An 18,295-nucleotide genomic window follows, 5' to 3' on the forward strand; every position below is an offset into this window, starting at 1 on the left:
ATATAACGATTAGGCTAACGGGCACGGGACGGGCTTTAGCCCGTCCCAGTGAGCGGAGCAAACGATTTGAACCAATGTTAAGTGCCAAAGCTAGTTTCTAAATTATGCCAGCTTCTTTTTGTAGTTTTTTAATATAATCATTTAAGGACTTATTAAAAACAGGGATGGTGTCACTTACAAACCCCCAGTCAAAATTCAATAAGGCGCTACTCCAGCCTACGCTATAAATAATCCCGTCTTCATCGAGTTTTTTATCACCATGCGTCATTATAAAGCTTTCTTGATCAAAGTGAGCACCGTGCTTGTTGCGGTATGCTTTGGCAGCTTCTATAAATTCATTAAACTTGACTTTAATATCACCAGAAAATGCCTCTAAAATTATCTCATCGAGAATCGGCTCCCAAAATGGTTTCTTGTTGGTGGCAATAACCCCTGCTTTCCCATAGCCGTCGTTAAAAATAGTGCAGAATTTAATTATTATTTCTTCAGTTATTAGCTCGTCAATAAGCTGGGTATCATGAATATCAGGAAATAAAGAACCATGTTCTTCTTCGAAGCTATTCAATGCCTCCCCATCAAGTCGCAGGCCAGTTTTTAATCTTCTGCGCTCATTATCATATAATTCGGTAATATGCAGCGGCCTTCCAGTGTTGCAGAAGCGATCAACTCGTTGCCTAAATGCCAGAAGATCAATGATTCTATTGAGGGCTATTTGCCACAAATATAACCTACCAAGGGTTTCTTTCACTATTAGCATCACCTTTATTTAGTACTGATAACAAAATTGAAGCGACTTAATCTAGCTAGGTGCACATAACTATAAGTAGGCGACATTTATTGCGTAATTGCTTACGCCACATCTGTCGCAAAACCTTCCCTATCCATTCGTAACTCTTTGATCCCATTGAGCTAAACGCTTGAAACGAGCCAGCTAGCTATTGAGCAGAAGCGACAAGACCTTCCCTGAGGCTACATAATCTTTGGATAGCGTGTCTATGGTCGGGTGTGGATTAAGCGCTCCGATCTGGGAATGTCCGCTCTTGGCAAGAGCCTAAAAACGACCCAAACCGGGCAACCGTGACAAAGTCGAATCATAGTGCTCGTCCGCCTTCCATGGCATCTTCCACTCAAGACTATGAGAGCCGCATCAACACCCGGTCAAAACACAGACAATAAAACAACGTAAAGCTCTTTCCGCTTCGCCTCAAATAACCACTATTTGAAGAGCCGCGAAAGCAACTCTTTCAGTTTATTAACAAAAATCATCGGCCCTCCAGCAGGCTCCGTCACGCCCATGGCTTCGATATTAGGCTTGACTGGCGCTAGATCTATTAGGCTCTGTTTTTCTAGCCCTAAAATATCAACCATATCATGCACAACAATTTTTGACTTTCTTACTTCACCGAACTCGAACTGAGCACCACTATATGAATATACATTCAAAATAAGTTTATTGAACAAATTTATGCAACCCGCAACCCTGTGATGCTCTTTGATCTGCCGCTCAGTCGTTTTAGGTGTGAATTTTGGATGTGCAGCAGCATGTCGTAACTTTTCCCAAGCTTTCTTTTCGGCAATCGATATGAGTTTTTTATCTACCAGCATTCCCAAGGCTTTGGCTGCGTAAAGATTCCCCCATCCAGTGACCTGTTTAATTATCGTGTTGCGTTTTGCGGGATCAATCTCCAAGCCTTTTAGTTTTTCTATAATCTCAAGTTTCTCTTTTTCGTATGCCTCATCCCTGGCTTCTTCTACAAGCTTAGGCATAAAGACATCTATCAACACACCTTCAACAGAAGTTGAGATTGTAAGGTTGGATAATGCACTTTCCGTATTGAATGCCGCAAACACTCGTTTCCATTGTGCGTAAGTGCTTTCAAAATACACATTGTGATTCTTCAGAACATGCCAAATATTAAAAAACAGCTCATAGTGGCTTTTGAAACTGATCACACCATCAACAAGGACATTTTCTGGTATCGGATACGGAATGGTCTGACTCCTAACAGAGTTTCGTATACTACGAATATAGTGCGTCAATACTCTCCCAGACCTTTTAGACATGGCATATGCTTGTGGCGACGTACCGGATGTAAATCCTATATAAAATGTTAATGCTAGGAATAGATTGTCCACGTCAAAATCGCCATTAGCATAAACCTCAACATATCCCTTGTGATCAATTATTGATATGTCGAATTCTTCGCCCTTAAGTACGGTCTGATTAAGACTCCAAGACTCACTACCTAACGTCGAAGTAGTGGTATTTCCTTTATTTTTTGGAACCCTGGATAACTCATTAATTTCAAAATACAGATAGCTATTCTGTTGATTTGGATAGTCAAAATTTACATGCTTATATATTTCGGCGAACCCGACTACAAACCTGAAGGGTCGATGCGTATTAAACTCCCGTATATTTAAAGAAAACCCACTAGCTTCTATTTTTTCACCATCCAAGGACAGGCACTCAAAGAATAGCTCCTGTTTTGGATCAAAAAGATCTTTTGGAAAGTCGGCACCACCAAAGTGAAAGGGGATATTTTCGGACTTTAAACAGACGAACTCCATATAGAGAGAGCCGAGGCCATTTATTTTAATAATCCCATGACCATCCAAACGTAAGCCGTTATCAATTTTTTGATAGATGCAGGCCTCAATGCATTGAATGACCAATTCACCCGTACGCGCAATTGCAAAACTTTTCTCCAACAACATATGGCCTCCCTGCTAAGTTTTTCCAGTCCAGTCAAAAAGACCAACGATGTCCGCACTTTACCCGTTTTGGCAAGCGTCAGTCATGCTTTACGCGATAGGGTTGTTACCGACCAAAAAACGAGCGAGGCCTCCACTGCTAGCAAACAGTTGCCCAGAATAATGAGCGCTTTTCAAGGAGGAATGCGAGCGCGCGTCCGCCCCTTTTTGACGTGGAAAAGTTGCAGACACTCGTGTTATGGGTAAATGCGCGGATCTGACACCAGTTAGCATTCGACTTGACGAGTCATTTGCATCGAATTTGATCAGCAGGCTTCGTAACCATGACAGGTAAAGTACGATCCAAAGCGACCTGTCTCTACCGGCAGCAACCGCCACATAGCGGCCATCCGTGAGGGGCAGAAATCGGCCAAAAGCAGACGGTTACGATTGGATTTTTACTCCGCCTCGGTGATGAAAAAAGGCGCCTTTTCGGCGCCTTAAAATTATTAAGCGATGGCGGTTAACGACTCGTATCTGTTGCCGTAACGTATCCAAATTTAAGCCGGGTTGTGTGTGTGCAGCGGCACATCCACCAGTTTACCTACAACTGCGGCCTCTTCTTAGCCTGTTCTTCAGCCCAAAATGCATATCGACCACCAAGATTCAGTAGGAACTTTTCGTATTCCATGGCGTAGGCCATCGCTTGATTGGTTGCAGCTTGATACCGATCCCTATACCTATTTCGCTCCTCAATGATCTTATCGACCATTCCGATTTTTTCGTATGCCTCGGTATATCTAACAAGCTTTTCATCAAGTGTCTTCATTCGCGATGAAATACTCATGTTTTTCTGTTGCTCAGAAGTCAGTTGATCTGACAGGGAAGAAATAGTTTTCTTTAATTGGTCCTCTATCCTCAGTGCAGAATTTAATTTTGCAAGCGACGACTCAGATGAAAAATATACCTCTTGTACAAGCTTGGTGGATACGACGTCTTCTATGTTTGAAATAGCCTCAGCGATCGAGACTTCAAAAAATTCTCTATTTCCGCCAGAGCTACGCGTATTTGCGAGGAGTGCGTGAACTTCTTGTTCAACCGAGTATGGGTTCTCTACATACCAAGCGCGCTCAACTTTGAATGGTTCTGGAACACCTGTTGTATATAGGTTTTCTGCTCGATCAAATGGGCTAATTCTAGATTGACCAATCTTCACGTGGTGAGGAATCGCCAGATTCGATAGAAGGTATATGAAGCCTCGTACTGGTGATTGTTGCTCTGATTGCTCGTCATACGATGTCACAATACTTAATCTCCGATTAGATCCATTTCACAGTGCCTCACGTTCCTTGTTGAACGCTAAGCGTCTGAGCCTATTAGATGCGCTTTCGCCAGGTGTGAAAACTTACCGGAAATGAAAACGTCGTATTTTTTTGACAATTTTTTTCCGCCATTCTGCGGTGCGGTGTCTGCGACGGGGAAGAGAGTGATACGGGTAGACACCATGGCGCCATTTCCTTTTGCGCGGGACGTTTGACTGACGGTAAGGTTAGCTCAGCCGATTGGAAACACATGCTGCAATCGCGGCTATGGTCAGTTTCTCGCCGAAGATAACCCGGCTCGACTGGCAGCTCATGGCCGTTTTCTGCCTGTTGCAACTGGCAGCTATGGGCAGTTCCCTGCCGATCATGGTTACGAAGCGCGCTGGTCAACTCCGATGCAATCGGTGGTCAGATCGAATGCAAGTGGGTGGCCAAGTGGAGTGCAATTTCGCACGGTATTCCAATTGGTATTCCAACTAAAAATAAAACCCGACATTACTGTTATAAATCAATAGGCTACCAAACTGATTCAAATTACCCCGGCCCACCACTTCATCATCTAAAGACGTCCACGGACGTCTTTTTTTGTGCCTGAAATCCAGTAAATACGGGGCTTTCAGCGCTTATGGGAGCTTTGGAGAGTTTCTGAGTTCCAGGCGGTTTGGTATTCCCAATGATTTTCCAAGGCATCCGGTGCTTTTTGGGGGATACCAAAATGGTGTCAGAGGTAGCTCTCATGCCTGCTCCAGCCCTCCGCCTTTCCGACCGCCAGTTCAAGGCAGTCAAAGCTAAAGCCAACGATTACGTCCTCAGCGATGGTGACGGCCTGCGCCTCCGGGTCAGGAGCAACGGCTCAATGCTGTGGAACTTCAACTACCGCGATCCGATAACCAAGAACCGTATCAACATGGGACTGGGCACTTATCCAGAGCTCTCGTTGGCGAACGCTCGAAAGAAAGTCGTTGAGGCACGTGAGCTACTTGCACAAGGAAATTTTCGAAAGCGGCGTTGTTTTCAGGTCCGGAATACATGCAGTGTGAGCGACCGCCAAATGTCCTCGGCGTACGCTGGGGGTGACGGAGTCCTTCTTCAGCTCAAACCAAGCGGCAGCAACGTTCTCGAATGTGTGTTCTGTCTCCGCTCGCTTGGCTTCGTTCTGAATGTTGCGTTGCACCTTGGGATCTATCGCTATTACCTGATGAGCTTCCGGAGCTCATGCTGAAATTGCCAACGCCACAATCAAAAGAACGACCCGCTGCCTGTTCGAATGGCAGTTGCACACCATGACCCGTCCTGCCGAAGCGGTAACCACCCGATGGGTAGACATCGACTTCGACAGACGGATCTGGACCATCCCCCCCCGGAGCGCATGAAAAAACGTCGCCCGCATAACATCCCATTGTCTGAACAGGCACTCGCGCTGCTGGAGGCACACAAGTCCCACAGCGGCCACAGGCAGTACGTGTTTCCGTCGGACAGAAATCCACGTACCCACGCCAATAGCCAGACTGCCAACATGGCGTTGAAACGTATGGGTTTCCAAGACCGCTTGGTCAGCCACGGCATGCGCTCCATGGCCAGCACCATCCTGAATGAGCATGGCTGGGATCCGGAACTGATCGAGGCTGCTGAGCATGAAGTCTCCGTTCACCACCGATTCAAGGCGAGCCTTGACCTCAACATCGAACCATCCATTAGTTTGATTTTGATCAACCTCTCCTTGGCTTTGCTAGCTAGACTGAAAATCAATACGACGTAATAAGTCGAGGGTGTACTTCATGTACTGGTTCCGCCGTCACCGCCAAAGCCTATTACACCTCATCCTTGTGGGATGGGTGCTAGCTGTGGCCGTGATGGCAATCCAGGGTTGTCTGGTGCAACCGAATCACAATATAGCCGCGCCACACCATGCCGAGCAGCATGTAGTGGATGGTCATGCTCTCCACACCAGTGGTTGCCTTCAAAACTGTGAGGACACTGCCACGGCGATAAAACCTGCAGCGCAGATTCCTGCGTTGGATCCTATCCAGTGGGCCGTTCTTTTACTGTTAACTGCTGCAGTAGTAATGTGGGTGCTTGCCCCTGAGAAAAAAACCTCCTTCGCCACTCTTGTGCTGAAGCGCCCCGCCCCACCGAAAGTCCCAGCCCGCCTGACTTTCGTCCGTTTCAACGATTAACCCCCCCTGCCTCAGAGTGACAGAGCACTGATTGCTCTGTCCTGCTGCGTCGCTTTTTTGCGGCTCGGTTATTCCTGCTTACCTCCCACAATCTCAGGAGTTCACCATGCAAATGCATTCTAAATTCGTTCTAGCTGCCATCTTGGCTAGCAGCGCACTCATTGCCTCTGCCGAGGATGCGCATCATCCAGCCGATGCACCCGTTGACTCAGCCGAGAACACAGCCTCCGCATCGACGGACATGACAAAAGCCATGACCGAGCAAATGCAGAAAATGCAGGCAGCACATGACAAAGCGGCATCGGCTAAAACGCCTGTTGAACGCCAAGCCGCCATGCAAGAAGGCATGAAAGTGATGAAGGACAGCATGGCCATGATGGGCAAGGAGCAGAGTGCAATGGGTTGTATGGGCATGTCTGGAGCTAAGGACGGCGCAGGCAAAGGAATGATGGGCATGATGATGCAGATGATGGAGCAGCAGTCGTCGATGATGGAAATGCCAATAAAAAAGTAAATGTGCAGTAGCGCTGCGGCACATCACATGGGGCTGGTGCTGGCTGGGTTAACGCAGATCGCACCCGTCTGATGTGTGTTGAGCCTGCCCACTTGTGCACCTGTTTATGCCCCATGACCACGGCGACCATCAGCAAAAGGCGAACAGCAAACACACGCGGCAAAGAGGAGTACCTACCATGAACCATACCGAATCGGCCTACGGTCTCTGGTCGCTGGTCATCATCAACTCACTGGTGTTTATCTTGTTCGCCTTCAGCTTCGTCCGGCCGAAGACGAGTCGCGATTGGCGCTCCTTCGGCATGTTCTCGGCGTTCCTGGTGGCTCTGTTTACCGAGATGTACGGTTTCCCGCTGACGATCTACCTGTTGATGCCCTGGCTCACTCGCAACTTCCCCGGTATCGACTTCCTCTCGCACGATGCAGGGCATTTGCTCGAAACCGTTCTGGGCTGGAAGGTCAACCCGCACTGGGGGCCATTTCACATTATCAGCAACTTGCTGGTCGCTGGCGGCTTCTGGTTATTGGCGGCCGCGTGGCGGGTGCTCTACAAGGCCCAAAGTACTGGGCAACTCGCGCTCGACGGGCCTTATGCGCGGATCCGTCACCCGCAGTACGTTGGCTTCGTGCTGATCATGTTCGGCTTTCTATTGCAGTGGCCGACATTGATCACCCTGGTGATGTTTCCAATCCTCCTGTTCGTCTACGCCAAGCTCGCGAAGCGGGAAGAACGGGAGATGCTTGCGCACTTCGGCGATGCCTACCGCACTTACTGCGAACAGACGCCGGCGTTCCTGCCCTGGTCAACCCCCCGCAGTCCCGACATCCCTACTGACGCGCCTCCCAGTTCAGGAAAACAATCATGAACGCTCCCTGGAAAACCGGCATTGCTCTGGCCCTGACCATGGCCATTTCCTACACGGTCTGTGCGCTGCTCTATGCGCTATGGCCGGCGCAAGGTATCGCTTTTCTCAACGCCTTGTTCCATGGACTCGACTTTGGTCGTCTTCAAGCCCCGCAAGACTACGGGTTAACGGCTTTCGTCGGGCCACTGCTGGTCTTGACCGTATGGGGCGCGATAGTCGGCACCTTGTTTGCCTGGCTGTCCGGCAAGCTCTGTGGCAAGTCTTGATAGCCGCTTCAGGCAGGAGACAGTGATGAACGAATCACACATGCAGCATAGCCAGCACCAGCCGGCGTTTGCATCAGGGAACATGGCGAAAGATCCGATCTGCGGAATGATGGTCGATAAGACCACAGCGTTGTCACGGGAACGTGGTGGGCGCAGCTATTACTTTTGCAGCGATACCTGCCTGCGCACCTTCGAGTCGCCAGAAAGAGAACTGAAGGCGATGAAAACCCGCGTGACTATCGCCCTCACCGGTGTACTGGCCCTGGCGCTTTTGCGTGCGGGCGCCTTCATCGCGCTGGCCGCCGGTGCCACGCTACTGACTTGGGTACCGATCCCTGCGCTCCCTTGGTTCACTTGGGGTATATGGCTTTTCCTGTTGGTCACTCCGGTGCAGTTCATCGGTGGCTGGAGTTTCTACAAGGGGGCGTGGAACGCCATTCGCACCCGTAACATCAACATGGATTTCCTGATCGCCCTCGGCACATCGGTCGCCTATTTCTACAGTGTCGCGGTGCTGTTCTTCCCCGACGTCCTGCCGGTGAAGGTGGCCGAGCGCGACGTCTATTTCGAAGTGTCGGCGGTCATCATCGCCTTCGTACTGCTGGGTAGGTACATGGAGGAGATCATCAAGAAAAAGTCCTCGGCCGCAGTACGGCGCTTACTCGATCTCAAACCGGCGATCGCGCATGTGATTCGTGACGGGCAAGAAGTCGACTTGCCCGCTGAAAGCGTCATGGCCGGCGAGTTCCTGATAGTCAAGCCAGGCGAAAAAATCCCTACCGATGGCGATGTCAGTGACGGTCAGTCAACGGTAGATGAGTCCATGCTGACCGGCGAGTCGATGCCGGTCGACAAACACCCGGGCAGTCCGGTGATCGGAGGTACGCTCAATGGCAGTGGTGTGCTCACTTTCAAGGCGAGCAGGATCGGTGCCGATACCGCACTGGCGCAGATCATCAGGATGGTCGAGGAGGCACAGAGCAGCACCGCGCAGATCCAGCGCTTGGCCGATCAGGTCACTGGCTATTTTGTGCCTGCGGTGGTGGCCGTCGCGCTGTTGGCGCTGGTCGGCTGGTCTCTTGCGGGGAATTTCCCGCAGGGGCTGTTGGCCTTTATCGCGGTTCTGATCATTTCCTGTCCCTGCGCACTCGGCGTGGCGACGCCCGCCGCGTTAATGGTCGGTGTTGGCAAGGGGGCTGATAACGGCATCCTTATCCGGGGCGGCGAAGTACTGGAGCGGGCAGAAAAACTGAGTACGGTGGTGTTCGACAAAACCGGCACCATTACCCGAGGCGAACCCAATGTAACCGACGTGATTTCGTTCGGCACAGCGTCGGAAAACGAGGTCTTGAAGCTCGCTGCCGCCGTGGAGTCCGGTTCAGAACATCCGCTGGGAGCTGCGATAGTGCGCGCCGCCCGGCATCGCGACATCAGCCTGCCGAAAGCGACCGGCATCAATGGCATCGCCGGTCACGGCATCGAAGGCAGTATCGACAGTCGCAAAATCTGGCTGGGCAATCGGCGTTTATTCGCCCGCCAAGGCATTGCAACCGAGGCGGCCGAGGAGCACCTCATCCGCCTGGAAGCCGATGGCAAGACCGCCATGCTGGTCGGTGTCGACGACCGTTTGGTTGGGGTGATTGCGGTGGCCGACACCATTAAACCCGAAGCGGCTGAAGCCGTTGCGGCATTGCAGGCAAGCGGCATCAAGGTCGTGCTTCTGAGCGGTGACAACCACCGTACTGCCGAAGCAGTCGCGCGACAGGTCGGCATTGAGCGAGTGATTGCCGAGGTCTTGCCGGACGACAAGGTCGCAGTGATCCGTCAATTGCAAAGCGAAGGGCAGGTCGTGGCCATGGTGGGCGATGGTGTCAACGATGCACCGGCACTGGCCACCGCTGACATTGGCATCGCCATTGGCTCGGGTTCCGATGTAGCGAAGGAAACCGGCGGCATCATCTTGCTCAAGAACGATGTACGCGACGTGGTCAACGCGATCAAGCTGTCGCGCGCAACCATGGTCAAGATCAAACAAAACCTGTTCTGGGCATTCATCTACAACAGTATCGGCATTCCAATCGCGGCCTTTGGACTGCTTAATCCCATCATCGCTGCCGCCGCAATGGCACTCAGCTCCCTATCGGTAATCGCCAACTCCGCGCTGCTGAAGCGTGCCCGCATTGGCTTGAGTCAGGAGGCTAAATCATGAACCGCGAAGTTTTAATTATCTGTCTTTTGGTGAGTATTGTGGGCATTGCAACGGTGGTTTACCTGTTGGGGCTGACCGGCAAATCGTTCGCCATAGCAGCAATTTTCCTGCTGTGCCCGGTCTTGGTCGGGGTGCAACTTTTTCGCGGCATGCGCCAATTTGATAAGGACATGGCCGAGGCTCATCGGCAACTGAAAAGGAAGAATCTGCCTTGATGCTTTATGCGACTCACCGCCCTAAATATCCAACGCATTGGACACATAAACCGATGCTCTGGCTCGCTATGCTCACATCTACGATAGCGCTTAAGCAGAATTGGAAGTGGCCTTACGTTATAGCCGTCCCTCCCGTTCCCTCCAAGGAGTGCCATCATGAATCAACATAACTTGCCCCAGCACCGCGCGAGGGGAACTAACTGGTACTTTTTAGGCTTCCTGGCCATCGCCGGTTATTTCCTGTTCACCGAACACAGGGCTCACGTTCTTCCGTATCTGCCATTCCTGCTACTACTGGCCTGTCCACTGATGCATTTTTTCATGCACCGTGGGCATGGGCATGGCGGACATGAGCATGGTGAAAGTGGTGAGCATGACAGTTGCTGTGGCCATCAGCACACCAGCGCTCGCAATAGCCAGGAGCATGACCACGATGGTCTACCCGATAACAAGACGAAGTAACCCGATCGTCCACATTTGATCCGTTGACAGGCAATCTCCATTCATAGCTGAGACTGAAGGTGCAGAGTTATCGTCGATGTTCACCTCGAACTGCGTGCGTCATGGCTATGTCGCTAACCATGCGGGACAGGATTGAGGAGCCAGATTAGTTTCCGGGGTATACAGCAATGACCTGGTCTGCGCCTGCTTTGGACAAGCCGATTACCCGGTAAGCATCATGTTTCCCGTTGACTTCCATGCCTGGAGATCCAGCCGGCATGCCATGAACGGCGATCCCGAGAAGGTCGTCACGTTTGCTCATCGCAATGATTTGCTCGGCGGGCACGTGACCTTCAACAAACTTTCCATTGATCATTGCTGTGTGGCAGGACGAGAGTCGTGGAGCAACACCGAGAGCTTTCTTGACGGCGCTAATGTTGGTTTCTAAATGGTCACAAACCTTAAATGAACAGCATTACCGCCAAGTGCGGGCTTTGTTGCATCTGGGGTTTGATCAATTCTGCAGGCAGCATCACCATCACCCGGCAAAACATTCCTACGGCTCCTATGCTGCGGTGCACCTGCAACCACTTGAGCAACAACTTCACTCAGGAAGATCAACATGAACATATGGATCGCAGCCGTCCTGGCCGTCATGGTTTCGGTGCATGTACACGCCGCCACCGAGATCGCCCCTCATGTCGAGCAGGTCGCCTTCAAAAAGGGCTCCGACACTGTAAAGTTCGCCCATTCCATCAAAGGCCCGCTCACCGCGCAGTACCGTCTGAACGCGAAGGCCGGCCAGATGATGACCGTGGACTTCAAGTCTTCCAACGCCTCTGCCTACTTCAATATCACCGCGAAAGGTGCGGACTATGCGCTCTTTAACGGATCGATCATGGGCAATCACTTTTTGGGCCCCTTGCCCGCCGATGGCGAATACACGGTTCAGGTATACCTGATGCGCAACGCCGCTCGGCGCAATGAAGTGGCCAACTACAGCCTTTCATTAAGCCTGAGCGCCGGTGATGCGACGAACAGCAATCAGCCGTTCGACCAGACACTTGAATTGCAGGGCATTGGTTTTCATGTGAAGAGTGTGTCGGTCGATGGAAATCGCGCTCTACACATTGCGCCCCAAGGTCTGGAAATCGATAACTCAGAGATCGTACGCCCCCTCACCGGCACCATCGTCCGAGCCGAGGTCGCCGACCTTGATCGCAATGGCTCCCCAGAGATTTACGTGTTCATCAGGTCTCCGGGGCGCGGGATGCCCGGCGAGCTCATTGCTTACGCTGCCAACCGCAAGAAGTCGCTTAGCGAGATTTATCTGCCACCTGTCAGCGAGAACCCGAAAACAGCGGTGGGCTACCAGGGCGAAGATGAGTTTGCCGTGGTGGAAAATGCGTTGGTGCAGCGGTTCCCGGTTTATGACAGCACGGATGCCGATGCGGGCAGGACGGGGAAAATTCGGCAGGTTCAGTACACCTTGATGCCTGGTGAGGCCGGGTGGGTTTTGAGGGCTTTGGGGACGACTGAGTATTGAAGGATTGCTCGTTGGTGAATTGATCCCGTTTCGCCCCCACGGCCAAAGCCCAAACACTTCGGATGCGGATCCGAAGCCCTTCTACACTCATCTCTCACACGTTCGAAAACACTCATCAAACGAGCCCCCATGACCACCCTCAAAGACCGCTTGAAGCAAGGCAAGGATGCTCGCAAGAACTGCTCCCGCGGTTCGCAGGCAGCCCTGGGGAAAATAAATCGCGACCCGCTGCCGCTGATCAAAACGTCCAGTGAAGGCCGCATCAAGTCACTGGTCGAGTTGCGCTACGGCCGCATGCTGGTCTCGCCGTTCACCTTCTACCGCGGCAACGCGCTGCTGCAAGCCCACGACTTGGCCGCAACTCCCAGCATGGGTCTGGTATCGCCGATCTGCGGCGACAGTCATCTGATGAACTTCGGCGGTTTTGCAACGCCGGAGCGCAATCTGCTGTTCAGCATCAGCGATTTCGACGAAGCCCATCCCGGCCCTTGGGAGTGGGACTTGAAACGGCTGGTGGCAAGTTTCGTGGTGGCGGCGCGCGACCTGCGTCATGGCGACACGGTCGAAGAAACGGTCTGCCGCCAAGTGGTCGGCGCCTACCAGCAGACCATGCTCGAATGCACCGAACAAAGCGCCATGGAAACCTGGTACGAGTCCATCAGCTACCGCGATCTGCGGCAACAAGCGAGCAAAGCGACCCTGGAGCATGTAGAGCGCGCCATCGAAAAAGCTGAACGGCGTACCCATGCTGAACTGCTACCGAAAATCAGTGAACGTGACGCACAGGGCCGTCTGGTCATTCGCGATGACCTGCCGGAAATTTTCCATTTACACGAAAACTCCACGCTGCTGGATGCCGACGACGACTGGCTGCGCCTGTCGAACTGGCGTGCGCTTTACGACGCGTTTATGCGCGATTACCCCGGCACGCTGCAAGCCGACCGTCGCGAGCTGTTGGCGCGTTTTCACGTTCAGGACATGGCGTTCAAAGTGGTCGGTGTGGGCAGTGTCGGGACGCGATGCCTGGTGGCACTGCTGACCGACGATCAGGAGTTCCCGCTGTTCCTGCAGTTCAAGGAGGCCCGTCGTTCGGTGCTTGCCAGTTATGTGAAGACTAAATCGCGAGTGCGGCATAACGGTCAGCGCGTGGTCGATGGCCAACGGTTGATGCAATCGGCCAGTGACCTGTTCCTTGGCTGGACCACCGGCCCCAGCGGTCGACACTTCTATGTGCGCCAGTTGCGCGACATGAAAGTCTCGGCGGAACTCGAGACGTTCGACGCTGAAACCTTCGCCGCCTACGGCCGCGTTTGTGGTCGCGCGTTGGCCCGCGCCCACGCAAAATCGTCGGGTAACGCCGCACACATCAGCGGCTACATCGGCAAGAGCGATGCGCTGGCCGACGCGTTGTTCAAGTATGCGCAAAGCTATACCGCGCAGAATGACCGCGACTTCGAACGATTCCAGCAGGCCTGCCGCAAGGGCCGTTTGCGGGCGCGATCGGAAGCGGACTTTGCGGCGGATCATTTGCCGTAGGTGAGTCTCACGGGCGTGAAGCGGCGAGCACTCATCGACATGAATTTTTCTTCACCCCACGACCTTTCAGCAACGGGTACATTGCGCTCGCTCATTCAAGAAACTACGGTTTGCCCGCCCTCCCGCGGGCTTTTTTTTGCCTGCGGTTTTGTTGTGTTTTCCCGCTGGCCACGCAATGCTTGCGCGACGATCCCCGTGAACCGGAGCCCCTTATGCCGCTGCTTTCCCTGCCCTGTAAACGCTTGACGCTGGCAGTGCTCGACCCTGAACAGGCGGCGCTGGAAAGCGAGTTCTACCGGCGCAACCTGAGGCATCTCGCCCGGTGGTCGCCGATTCGCCCCGTCGATTACCACAGCCCTGAACGCATCCGCCCGCGCCTTGAAGTGCAAGCCAGCGCTTTCCAGGCGGGTCTGGCGGTGCATTTCGCGTTGCTGGATCCGCACAACGGCCAGATGATCGGCGCGTGCAACTTCAGCGGCATCACTCGCGGGGCATTTCAAGCCTGCTATCTCGGTTACCACATCGACGAATCTCATCAGGGCCAGGGCTTGATGCAGGAAGCACTCGAAGCGGGAATCGGCTACATGTTCGATGAGCAGAAACTGCACCGGATCATGGCCAATTACATCCCGGGCAATGAACGCAGTGCGCGGCTGCTGGAGCGCCTGGGATTTGAACGTGAGGGCTATGCCAAGGCCTACCTGAGTATCGCCGGGCGCTGGCAGGATCATGTGTTGACGGCGTTGATCAATGATCGCTTTGAAACGCCGGAAGAGCGCTGGTCCAGCGGTTGCTCCAGCCGCGCTCGCCCATAGAACGCCAACGCTGTCAGCAAACACGCCAGCCATACGAAGATCCCCGCCCAGAAGGTGTGGGACATGTAGTGCCAGCCTTGCAGAACCCGCGTCGTGCCATAGACGAAACCGAGCAGCAGCGAGCCGTACATCACCGTTTTGGAATAGCGCCAGCGGTAACGACGTGCCACGAAGTACAAAGCCAGCAGGGTGAAGCCGCCCGAAGCATGTCCGCCCGGCCAGCAGCGCCCGTCACCCGCGACTTTCAACAGATCAAAATTCTCATACCACTCCTTGTGCTCGATTTTCCCACCGTACTGGGTCGTTTCAATCGGGCAGTACACGCTGGTGTGGCTCTTGAGGTAGTGGATCACCCCGGTGCTGATGGAGAACGCAAACACCACGTAGAGGAAATCCCGACGGTGCTTGCTGGCAAACCGAAGCACTGGCGCAACTTTGATCTTTTCCAGGAACGCGATGATTTTCGAATGTTTTTCGGCCTTCAGACGCGGCCAGAGAAACGACAGCAAGGCGCCGACAATCGCTAACTCTCCGGTCCAGTTCGGGATGATCCTCGCCCATTTATGGGTGATCTTTTCGAACAGGTGGACATGATCCAGCGGAAACGTCTGCGTGACCGGGTCGTAAAAGAGATCATTGAACGCGATGTCGATTTTGGTCAGGTCGAACAGCAGGAAAACCACGACCGCACAGGCCAGCGGAATGCCGAAGTTCACCCAGTAAAAGCGGTAACGGGAAGACCCAGAAAGTGAATTCATTTAACGGTCACCGAGCGCCAGTCCGAGGCTTCGATGAAACCGAGCATGCGAGGTGCCTGGGGCGTTTCGGCGGAGATAAACAAAGACGCGCCGTAGCCCAGCGTAGAGGCCGGCAACTTGAGGTCTTTCTCCAGTTGCGACATGCATTCGCTGTGGGTCACCAGAATCAGGTTTCGCCCGGCCACCTTGTGCGCCAGCGCGTCACGCAGCATGGTGCCCCTGCAATTGATCAACCAGTCTTCCCCGCCCCCGACCTTGTTGAACATGTAGCCAGCGGTCTGCGCTGTACGGATGACCGGGCTGTTGTAGATGTCAGCCCTGTTCAGTCCCAGTCGTTCGAATTGCGCACCAACACCCACCGCGACGCCGCGAGAGCGATCGGTGATGCCATCGTTACCGCTCAGGCAGGCGGCGCTGGAGTGATCGCAGCGTTCGACGTGACGCACCAGCACGATAACGTCGCCCTTGGCCCAATTGGCCGCCAACGCCCGGGCGCCAGCCACATTGCCGTGGGCCAGATCCGGTACAGCGGCCGGCTGCAACAACCACATAGTGAGCGGAATCACCAACAGCACCGAGGCGACCACGACCGCCGCATTGCGATAGCGGGCAAAACGGCTCAGATCAATCGAGCGTTTTATCCCGAACAGACTCAGTCTCAATTCCACATCAAACCGCCTCGCCGGCACGCATCACTGTCATTCGATGCCGCGAGATTAGAGAGGCTGGCGTCGGCAGCCGGTGAAACTCATGTGAAAAAAAGCTTAAGACCGCACGAAGGTCTTGTTACATATCCGCCTTACAAAAACCATTCAGCTCTCGCAATTGCTGCCGATACAGTCCTGCTACACACCTTGCTGGCGACCAAAAACAACAATCTTCCAGCCAACCGACGATCTAGAAGCACAACGTTCCTGGAGGATTTTTGATGAATAGCTGGCTCGGCAATATCAGCGTGAACATGAAGCTGGGCTTGGGGTTCGGCCTGGTCCTGGCCCTGACCTGCGTCCTCGCCCTGACCGGCTGGACAAGCCTGGGCGGGTTGATTGACCGCAGCAACTGGATGAGCGATATCACCCAGCTCAATGCCGGCCTGACCAAGCTGCGCGTGGTTCGCCTGCAATACATGCTGACCAATGGCGACGAAACCGCCGCGCAGAACGTCCAGACCACGCTCGAGGCCTTCTCCACTCAGCAACAGGCGCTGCTGGTGAAGTTCAAGAGCCCGGAAAACCTCAAGCTGCTCAAAGAGCAAGGCGCCGTCATCGACGCCTACAAGACGTCCCTGAACAAAATGCGCAGCGCGTACCGCACCGGTAACAGCGCGCGCGACACCATGGGCGCCAATGCCGAGACCGCGAATACGCTGATCAACGCCATCAATACCGCCGTGCAGCAAATGCCGCTGAGCGACCAACGCTTCGAACAATTCCAGGCCATCACGGCAGCCAAGGAAGCCTTCTTGCTGGCCCGCTACGAAGTGCGCGGCTACACCGCGACCACTAACGCCGAGACCGAACAAAAAGCCATCGGCCAACTGGACCTGGCCATCGCCAGCCTGAAACCTCTCAACGTGCATTTCGCCGACACTCAGCAAGACGCCCTGCGTCAGCTGGAAACCGCACTGAGCAACTACCGCAGCGCCTTGCAGGCTTATAAAGCGGCGAACAGCGATGCGGTGCAGGCGCGCAAGGAAATGACCGAGCAGGGTGCGGCTATCGTGACCCTGAGCGACCAGCTGTATCAGATCCAGCTCGACCGCCGTGACGCCGAAAGCGCCCAGGCTCGCACCCTGCAACTGATCAGCACCTTGCTGGCGTTGCTGGTGGGCATCATCGCTGCCGTGATCATCACCCGTCAGATTACCGGCCCGCTGCGCGACACCCTGGCCGTGGTTGAACGCATCGCCAGCGGCGACCTGTCCCAGGACGTCAAAGTGACGCGCCGCGACGAACTCGGCGTGCTGCAACAGGGCATCGCTCGCATGGGCGTAACCTTGCGCGACTTGATCAGCGGCATCCGCGACGGCGTCACCCAGATCGCCAGCGCTGCCGAAGAACTGTCCGCCGTAACCGAGCAAACCAGCGCCGGGGTCAATAGCCAGAAGATCGAAACCGATCAAGTGGCCACCGCCATGCACGAGATGACGGCCACCGTGCAGGAAGTCGCGCGCAATGCCGAAGAAGCCTCCCAGGCGGCCGCCGCTGCTGACGGCGAAGCTCGTGAAGGCGACAAGGTGGTCAACGAAGCCATCGCCCAGATCGAACGCTTGGCCACCGAAGTGGCGCGCTCCACCGAAGCCATGAGTGTGCTGCAACAGGAAAGCGACAAGATCGGCAGCGTCATGGACGTGATCAAGGCCGTGGCCGAACAGACCAACCTGCTGGCGCTCAACGCCGCCATCGAAGCGGCCCGTGCCGGTGAAGCCGGTCGTGGCTTTGCGGTGGTGGCCGACGAAGTCCGTGGCCTGGCTCAGCGCACGCAGAAGTCCACTGAAGAAATCGAAGGCCTGGTGGCCGGTCTGCAGAACGGCACGCAACAAGTGTCCGCCGTGATGAACAACAGCCGCGCCCTGACCGACAGCAGCGTCGCGCTGACCCGCAAGGCTGGCGTGTCACTGGAAAACATCACCCGCACGGTGTCCAACATCCAGTCGATGAACCAGCAGATCGCTGCCGCCGCCGAGCAGCAAAGCGCCGTCGCCGAAGAGATCAGCCGCAGCATCATCAACGTGCGCGACGTGTCCGAACAGACCGCCGCCGCCAGCGACGAAACGGCGGCGTCCAGTGTTGAACTGGCGCGGTTGGGCAGTCAGTTGCAGCAGATGGTCAGCCACTTCCGGGTCTAAAAACCTGCTCGCTCCCCTTTCAGCCATCGTGCTGGTTGGGGGAGCGCTGTGTGTCGAAATCCTACAGGTCGATAGGCCCCCTTCCCGAG

15 protein-coding genes and 6 pseudogenes are annotated in these 18,295 nt (G+C 54.2%); 14 read left to right on the plus strand and 7 right to left on the minus strand.

Annotated elements, in window-relative coordinates; all coding sequences use genetic code 11:
• Positions 1–97: 97 nt before the first annotated feature.
• From ACQ4OB_RS14800 to ACQ4OB_RS14810, 3 genes are all read right to left on the minus strand, one after another.
• Positions 98–748 carry a hypothetical protein gene (locus ACQ4OB_RS14800; RefSeq protein WP_430955943.1) on the minus strand — a complete coding sequence of 217 codons (651 nt, stop codon included), beginning with the start codon at positions 746–748 and terminating at the stop codon, positions 98–100.
• Positions 749–1,215: 467 nt separating this feature from the next.
• Positions 1,216–2,718, minus strand: a complete 1,503-nt coding sequence (locus tag ACQ4OB_RS14805; protein WP_430955944.1) for a hypothetical protein — start codon at positions 2,716–2,718, stop codon at positions 1,216–1,218.
• A 580-nt stretch (positions 2,719–3,298) separates the two neighbouring features.
• A complete protein-coding gene (locus ACQ4OB_RS14810) occupies positions 3,299–3,997 on the minus strand; it encodes a GIY-YIG nuclease family protein (RefSeq protein ID WP_430955945.1) in 699 nt (232 codons plus the stop codon).
• 755 nt (positions 3,998–4,752) lie between these two features.
• Between ACQ4OB_RS14810 and ACQ4OB_RS14815 the strand changes: the two are divergent.
• Positions 4,753–5,007 (plus strand): annotated as a pseudogene (locus ACQ4OB_RS14815) (Arm DNA-binding domain-containing protein); the annotation flags it as partial.
• On the opposite strand, the pseudogene ACQ4OB_RS14820 reads toward ACQ4OB_RS14815, so the two are convergent.
• Positions 5,005–5,205: pseudogene (locus ACQ4OB_RS14820) on the minus strand (phage integrase central domain-containing protein); the annotation flags it as partial. The pseudogenes ACQ4OB_RS14815 and ACQ4OB_RS14820 sit on opposite strands and share 3 nt — an antisense overlap.
• Here ACQ4OB_RS14820 and ACQ4OB_RS14825 point away from each other — a divergent pair.
• The 8 genes and pseudogenes from ACQ4OB_RS14825 to ACQ4OB_RS14860 all read left to right on the plus strand — a co-directional run.
• Positions 5,205–5,646 (plus strand): annotated as a pseudogene (locus tag ACQ4OB_RS14825) (tyrosine-type recombinase/integrase); the annotation flags it as partial. The pseudogenes ACQ4OB_RS14820 and ACQ4OB_RS14825 overlap by 1 nt on opposite strands.
• A gap of 653 nt (positions 5,647–6,299) precedes the next feature.
• Complete coding sequence (locus ACQ4OB_RS14830) at positions 6,300–6,707, plus strand: hypothetical protein (protein ID WP_074873622.1); 408 nt, start codon at positions 6,300–6,302, stop codon at positions 6,705–6,707.
• A gap of 88 nt (positions 6,708–6,795) precedes the next feature.
• Positions 6,796–6,849 (plus strand): annotated as a pseudogene (locus ACQ4OB_RS14835) (hypothetical protein); the annotation flags it as partial.
• A 36-nt stretch (positions 6,850–6,885) separates the two neighbouring features.
• A complete protein-coding gene (locus tag ACQ4OB_RS14840) occupies positions 6,886–7,572 on the plus strand; it encodes a methyltransferase family protein (protein WP_430955946.1) in 687 nt (228 codons plus the stop codon).
• Positions 7,569–7,838, plus strand: coding sequence for a DUF5676 family membrane protein (locus ACQ4OB_RS14845; RefSeq protein WP_074873618.1), 270 nt, complete (start codon positions 7,569–7,571; stop codon positions 7,836–7,838). Before ACQ4OB_RS14840 ends, ACQ4OB_RS14845 begins: the two co-directional genes overlap by 4 nt.
• Positions 7,801–10,047 (plus strand): heavy metal translocating P-type ATPase, encoded by a 2,247-nt coding sequence (locus ACQ4OB_RS14850; RefSeq protein WP_235864991.1) that lies wholly within the window; start codon positions 7,801–7,803, stop codon positions 10,045–10,047. The genes ACQ4OB_RS14845 and ACQ4OB_RS14850 overlap by 38 nt, the downstream gene beginning before the upstream one ends.
• Positions 10,044–10,262 carry a hypothetical protein gene (locus tag ACQ4OB_RS14855; RefSeq protein WP_074873614.1) on the plus strand — a complete coding sequence of 73 codons (219 nt, stop codon included), beginning with the start codon at positions 10,044–10,046 and terminating at the stop codon, positions 10,260–10,262. Before ACQ4OB_RS14850 ends, ACQ4OB_RS14855 begins: the two co-directional genes overlap by 4 nt.
• A gap of 156 nt (positions 10,263–10,418) precedes the next feature.
• Entirely contained in the window at positions 10,419–10,724 is a 306-nt protein-coding gene (locus ACQ4OB_RS14860) for a DUF2933 domain-containing protein (RefSeq protein ID WP_430955947.1), read from the plus strand.
• A 145-nt stretch (positions 10,725–10,869) separates the two neighbouring features.
• Here the strand turns inward: ACQ4OB_RS14860 and ACQ4OB_RS14865 are convergent.
• A pseudogene (locus ACQ4OB_RS14865) lies at positions 10,870–11,169 on the minus strand (DUF411 domain-containing protein); the annotation flags it as partial.
• A gap of 156 nt (positions 11,170–11,325) precedes the next feature.
• On the opposite strand from ACQ4OB_RS14865, the gene ACQ4OB_RS14870 reads away from it, so the two are divergent.
• The 3 genes from ACQ4OB_RS14870 (at position 11,326) to rimJ (ending at position 14,600) form a co-directional block, all read left to right on the plus strand.
• Positions 11,326–12,249 (plus strand): hypothetical protein, encoded by a 924-nt coding sequence (locus ACQ4OB_RS14870; RefSeq protein ID WP_430955948.1) that lies wholly within the window; start codon positions 11,326–11,328, stop codon positions 12,247–12,249.
• Positions 12,250–12,378: 129 nt separating this feature from the next.
• Positions 12,379–13,785 (plus strand): DUF2252 domain-containing protein, encoded by a 1,407-nt coding sequence (locus ACQ4OB_RS14875; protein WP_430955949.1) that lies wholly within the window; start codon positions 12,379–12,381, stop codon positions 13,783–13,785.
• 212 nt (positions 13,786–13,997) lie between these two features.
• A complete protein-coding gene (gene rimJ, locus ACQ4OB_RS14880) occupies positions 13,998–14,600 on the plus strand; it encodes a ribosomal protein S5-alanine N-acetyltransferase (protein ID WP_074873606.1) in 603 nt (200 codons plus the stop codon).
• Here rimJ and ACQ4OB_RS14885 read toward each other — a convergent pair.
• Together ACQ4OB_RS14885 and ACQ4OB_RS14890 are read right to left on the minus strand one after the other, a co-directional pair.
• Entirely contained in the window at positions 14,513–15,358 is an 846-nt protein-coding gene (locus ACQ4OB_RS14885; RefSeq protein ID WP_430955950.1) for a phosphatase PAP2 family protein, read from the minus strand. The two genes, rimJ and ACQ4OB_RS14885, sit on opposite strands and share 88 nt — an antisense overlap.
• Positions 15,355–16,026 carry a histidine phosphatase family protein gene (locus ACQ4OB_RS14890; RefSeq protein WP_430955951.1) on the minus strand — a complete coding sequence of 224 codons (672 nt, stop codon included), beginning with the start codon at positions 16,024–16,026 and terminating at the stop codon, positions 15,355–15,357. Before ACQ4OB_RS14890 ends, ACQ4OB_RS14885 begins: the two co-directional genes overlap by 4 nt.
• Before the next feature lie 293 nt (positions 16,027–16,319).
• Here ACQ4OB_RS14890 and ACQ4OB_RS14895 point away from each other — a divergent pair.
• Positions 16,320–17,348: pseudogene (locus tag ACQ4OB_RS14895) on the plus strand (methyl-accepting chemotaxis protein); the annotation flags it as partial.
• Between the two features lie 144 nt (positions 17,349–17,492).
• Positions 17,493–18,206, plus strand: coding sequence for a methyl-accepting chemotaxis protein (locus ACQ4OB_RS14900; protein WP_371916907.1), 714 nt, complete (start codon positions 17,493–17,495; stop codon positions 18,204–18,206).
• Positions 18,207–18,295: the final 89 nt, after the last annotated feature.

Source organism: Pseudomonas sp. ES4 (assembly GCF_050586665.1).
GTDB classification, from domain to species: Bacteria; Pseudomonadota; Gammaproteobacteria; order Pseudomonadales; family Pseudomonadaceae; genus Aquipseudomonas; species Aquipseudomonas frederiksbergensis.

Bases quoted from the DNA above. Each gene is read 5' to 3' on its own strand.
- ACQ4OB_RS14805 (WP_430955944.1), bottom strand. From the start codon at position 2,718: ATGTTGTTGGAGAAAAGTTTTGCAATTGCGCGTACGGGTGAATTGGTC.
- ACQ4OB_RS14830 (WP_074873622.1), top strand. From the start codon at position 6,300: ATGCAAATGCATTCTAAATTCGTTCTAGCTGCCATCTTGGCTAGCAGC.
- ACQ4OB_RS14840 (WP_430955946.1), top strand. From the start codon at position 6,886: ATGAACCATACCGAATCGGCCTACGGTCTCTGGTCGCTGGTCATCATC.
- ACQ4OB_RS14845 (WP_074873618.1), top strand. From the start codon at position 7,569: ATGAACGCTCCCTGGAAAACCGGCATTGCTCTGGCCCTGACCATGGCC.
- ACQ4OB_RS14855 (WP_074873614.1), top strand. From the start codon at position 10,044: ATGAACCGCGAAGTTTTAATTATCTGTCTTTTGGTGAGTATTGTGGGC.
- ACQ4OB_RS14860 (WP_430955947.1), top strand. From the start codon at position 10,419: ATGAATCAACATAACTTGCCCCAGCACCGCGCGAGGGGAACTAACTGG.
- ACQ4OB_RS14870 (WP_430955948.1), top strand. From the start codon at position 11,326: ATGAACATATGGATCGCAGCCGTCCTGGCCGTCATGGTTTCGGTGCAT.
- ACQ4OB_RS14875 (WP_430955949.1), top strand. From the start codon at position 12,379: ATGACCACCCTCAAAGACCGCTTGAAGCAAGGCAAGGATGCTCGCAAG.
- rimJ (WP_074873606.1), top strand. From the start codon at position 13,998: ATGCCGCTGCTTTCCCTGCCCTGTAAACGCTTGACGCTGGCAGTGCTC.
- ACQ4OB_RS14885 (WP_430955950.1), bottom strand. From the start codon at position 15,358: ATGAATTCACTTTCTGGGTCTTCCCGTTACCGCTTTTACTGGGTGAAC.
- ACQ4OB_RS14900 (WP_371916907.1), top strand. From the start codon at position 17,493: ATGCACGAGATGACGGCCACCGTGCAGGAAGTCGCGCGCAATGCCGAA.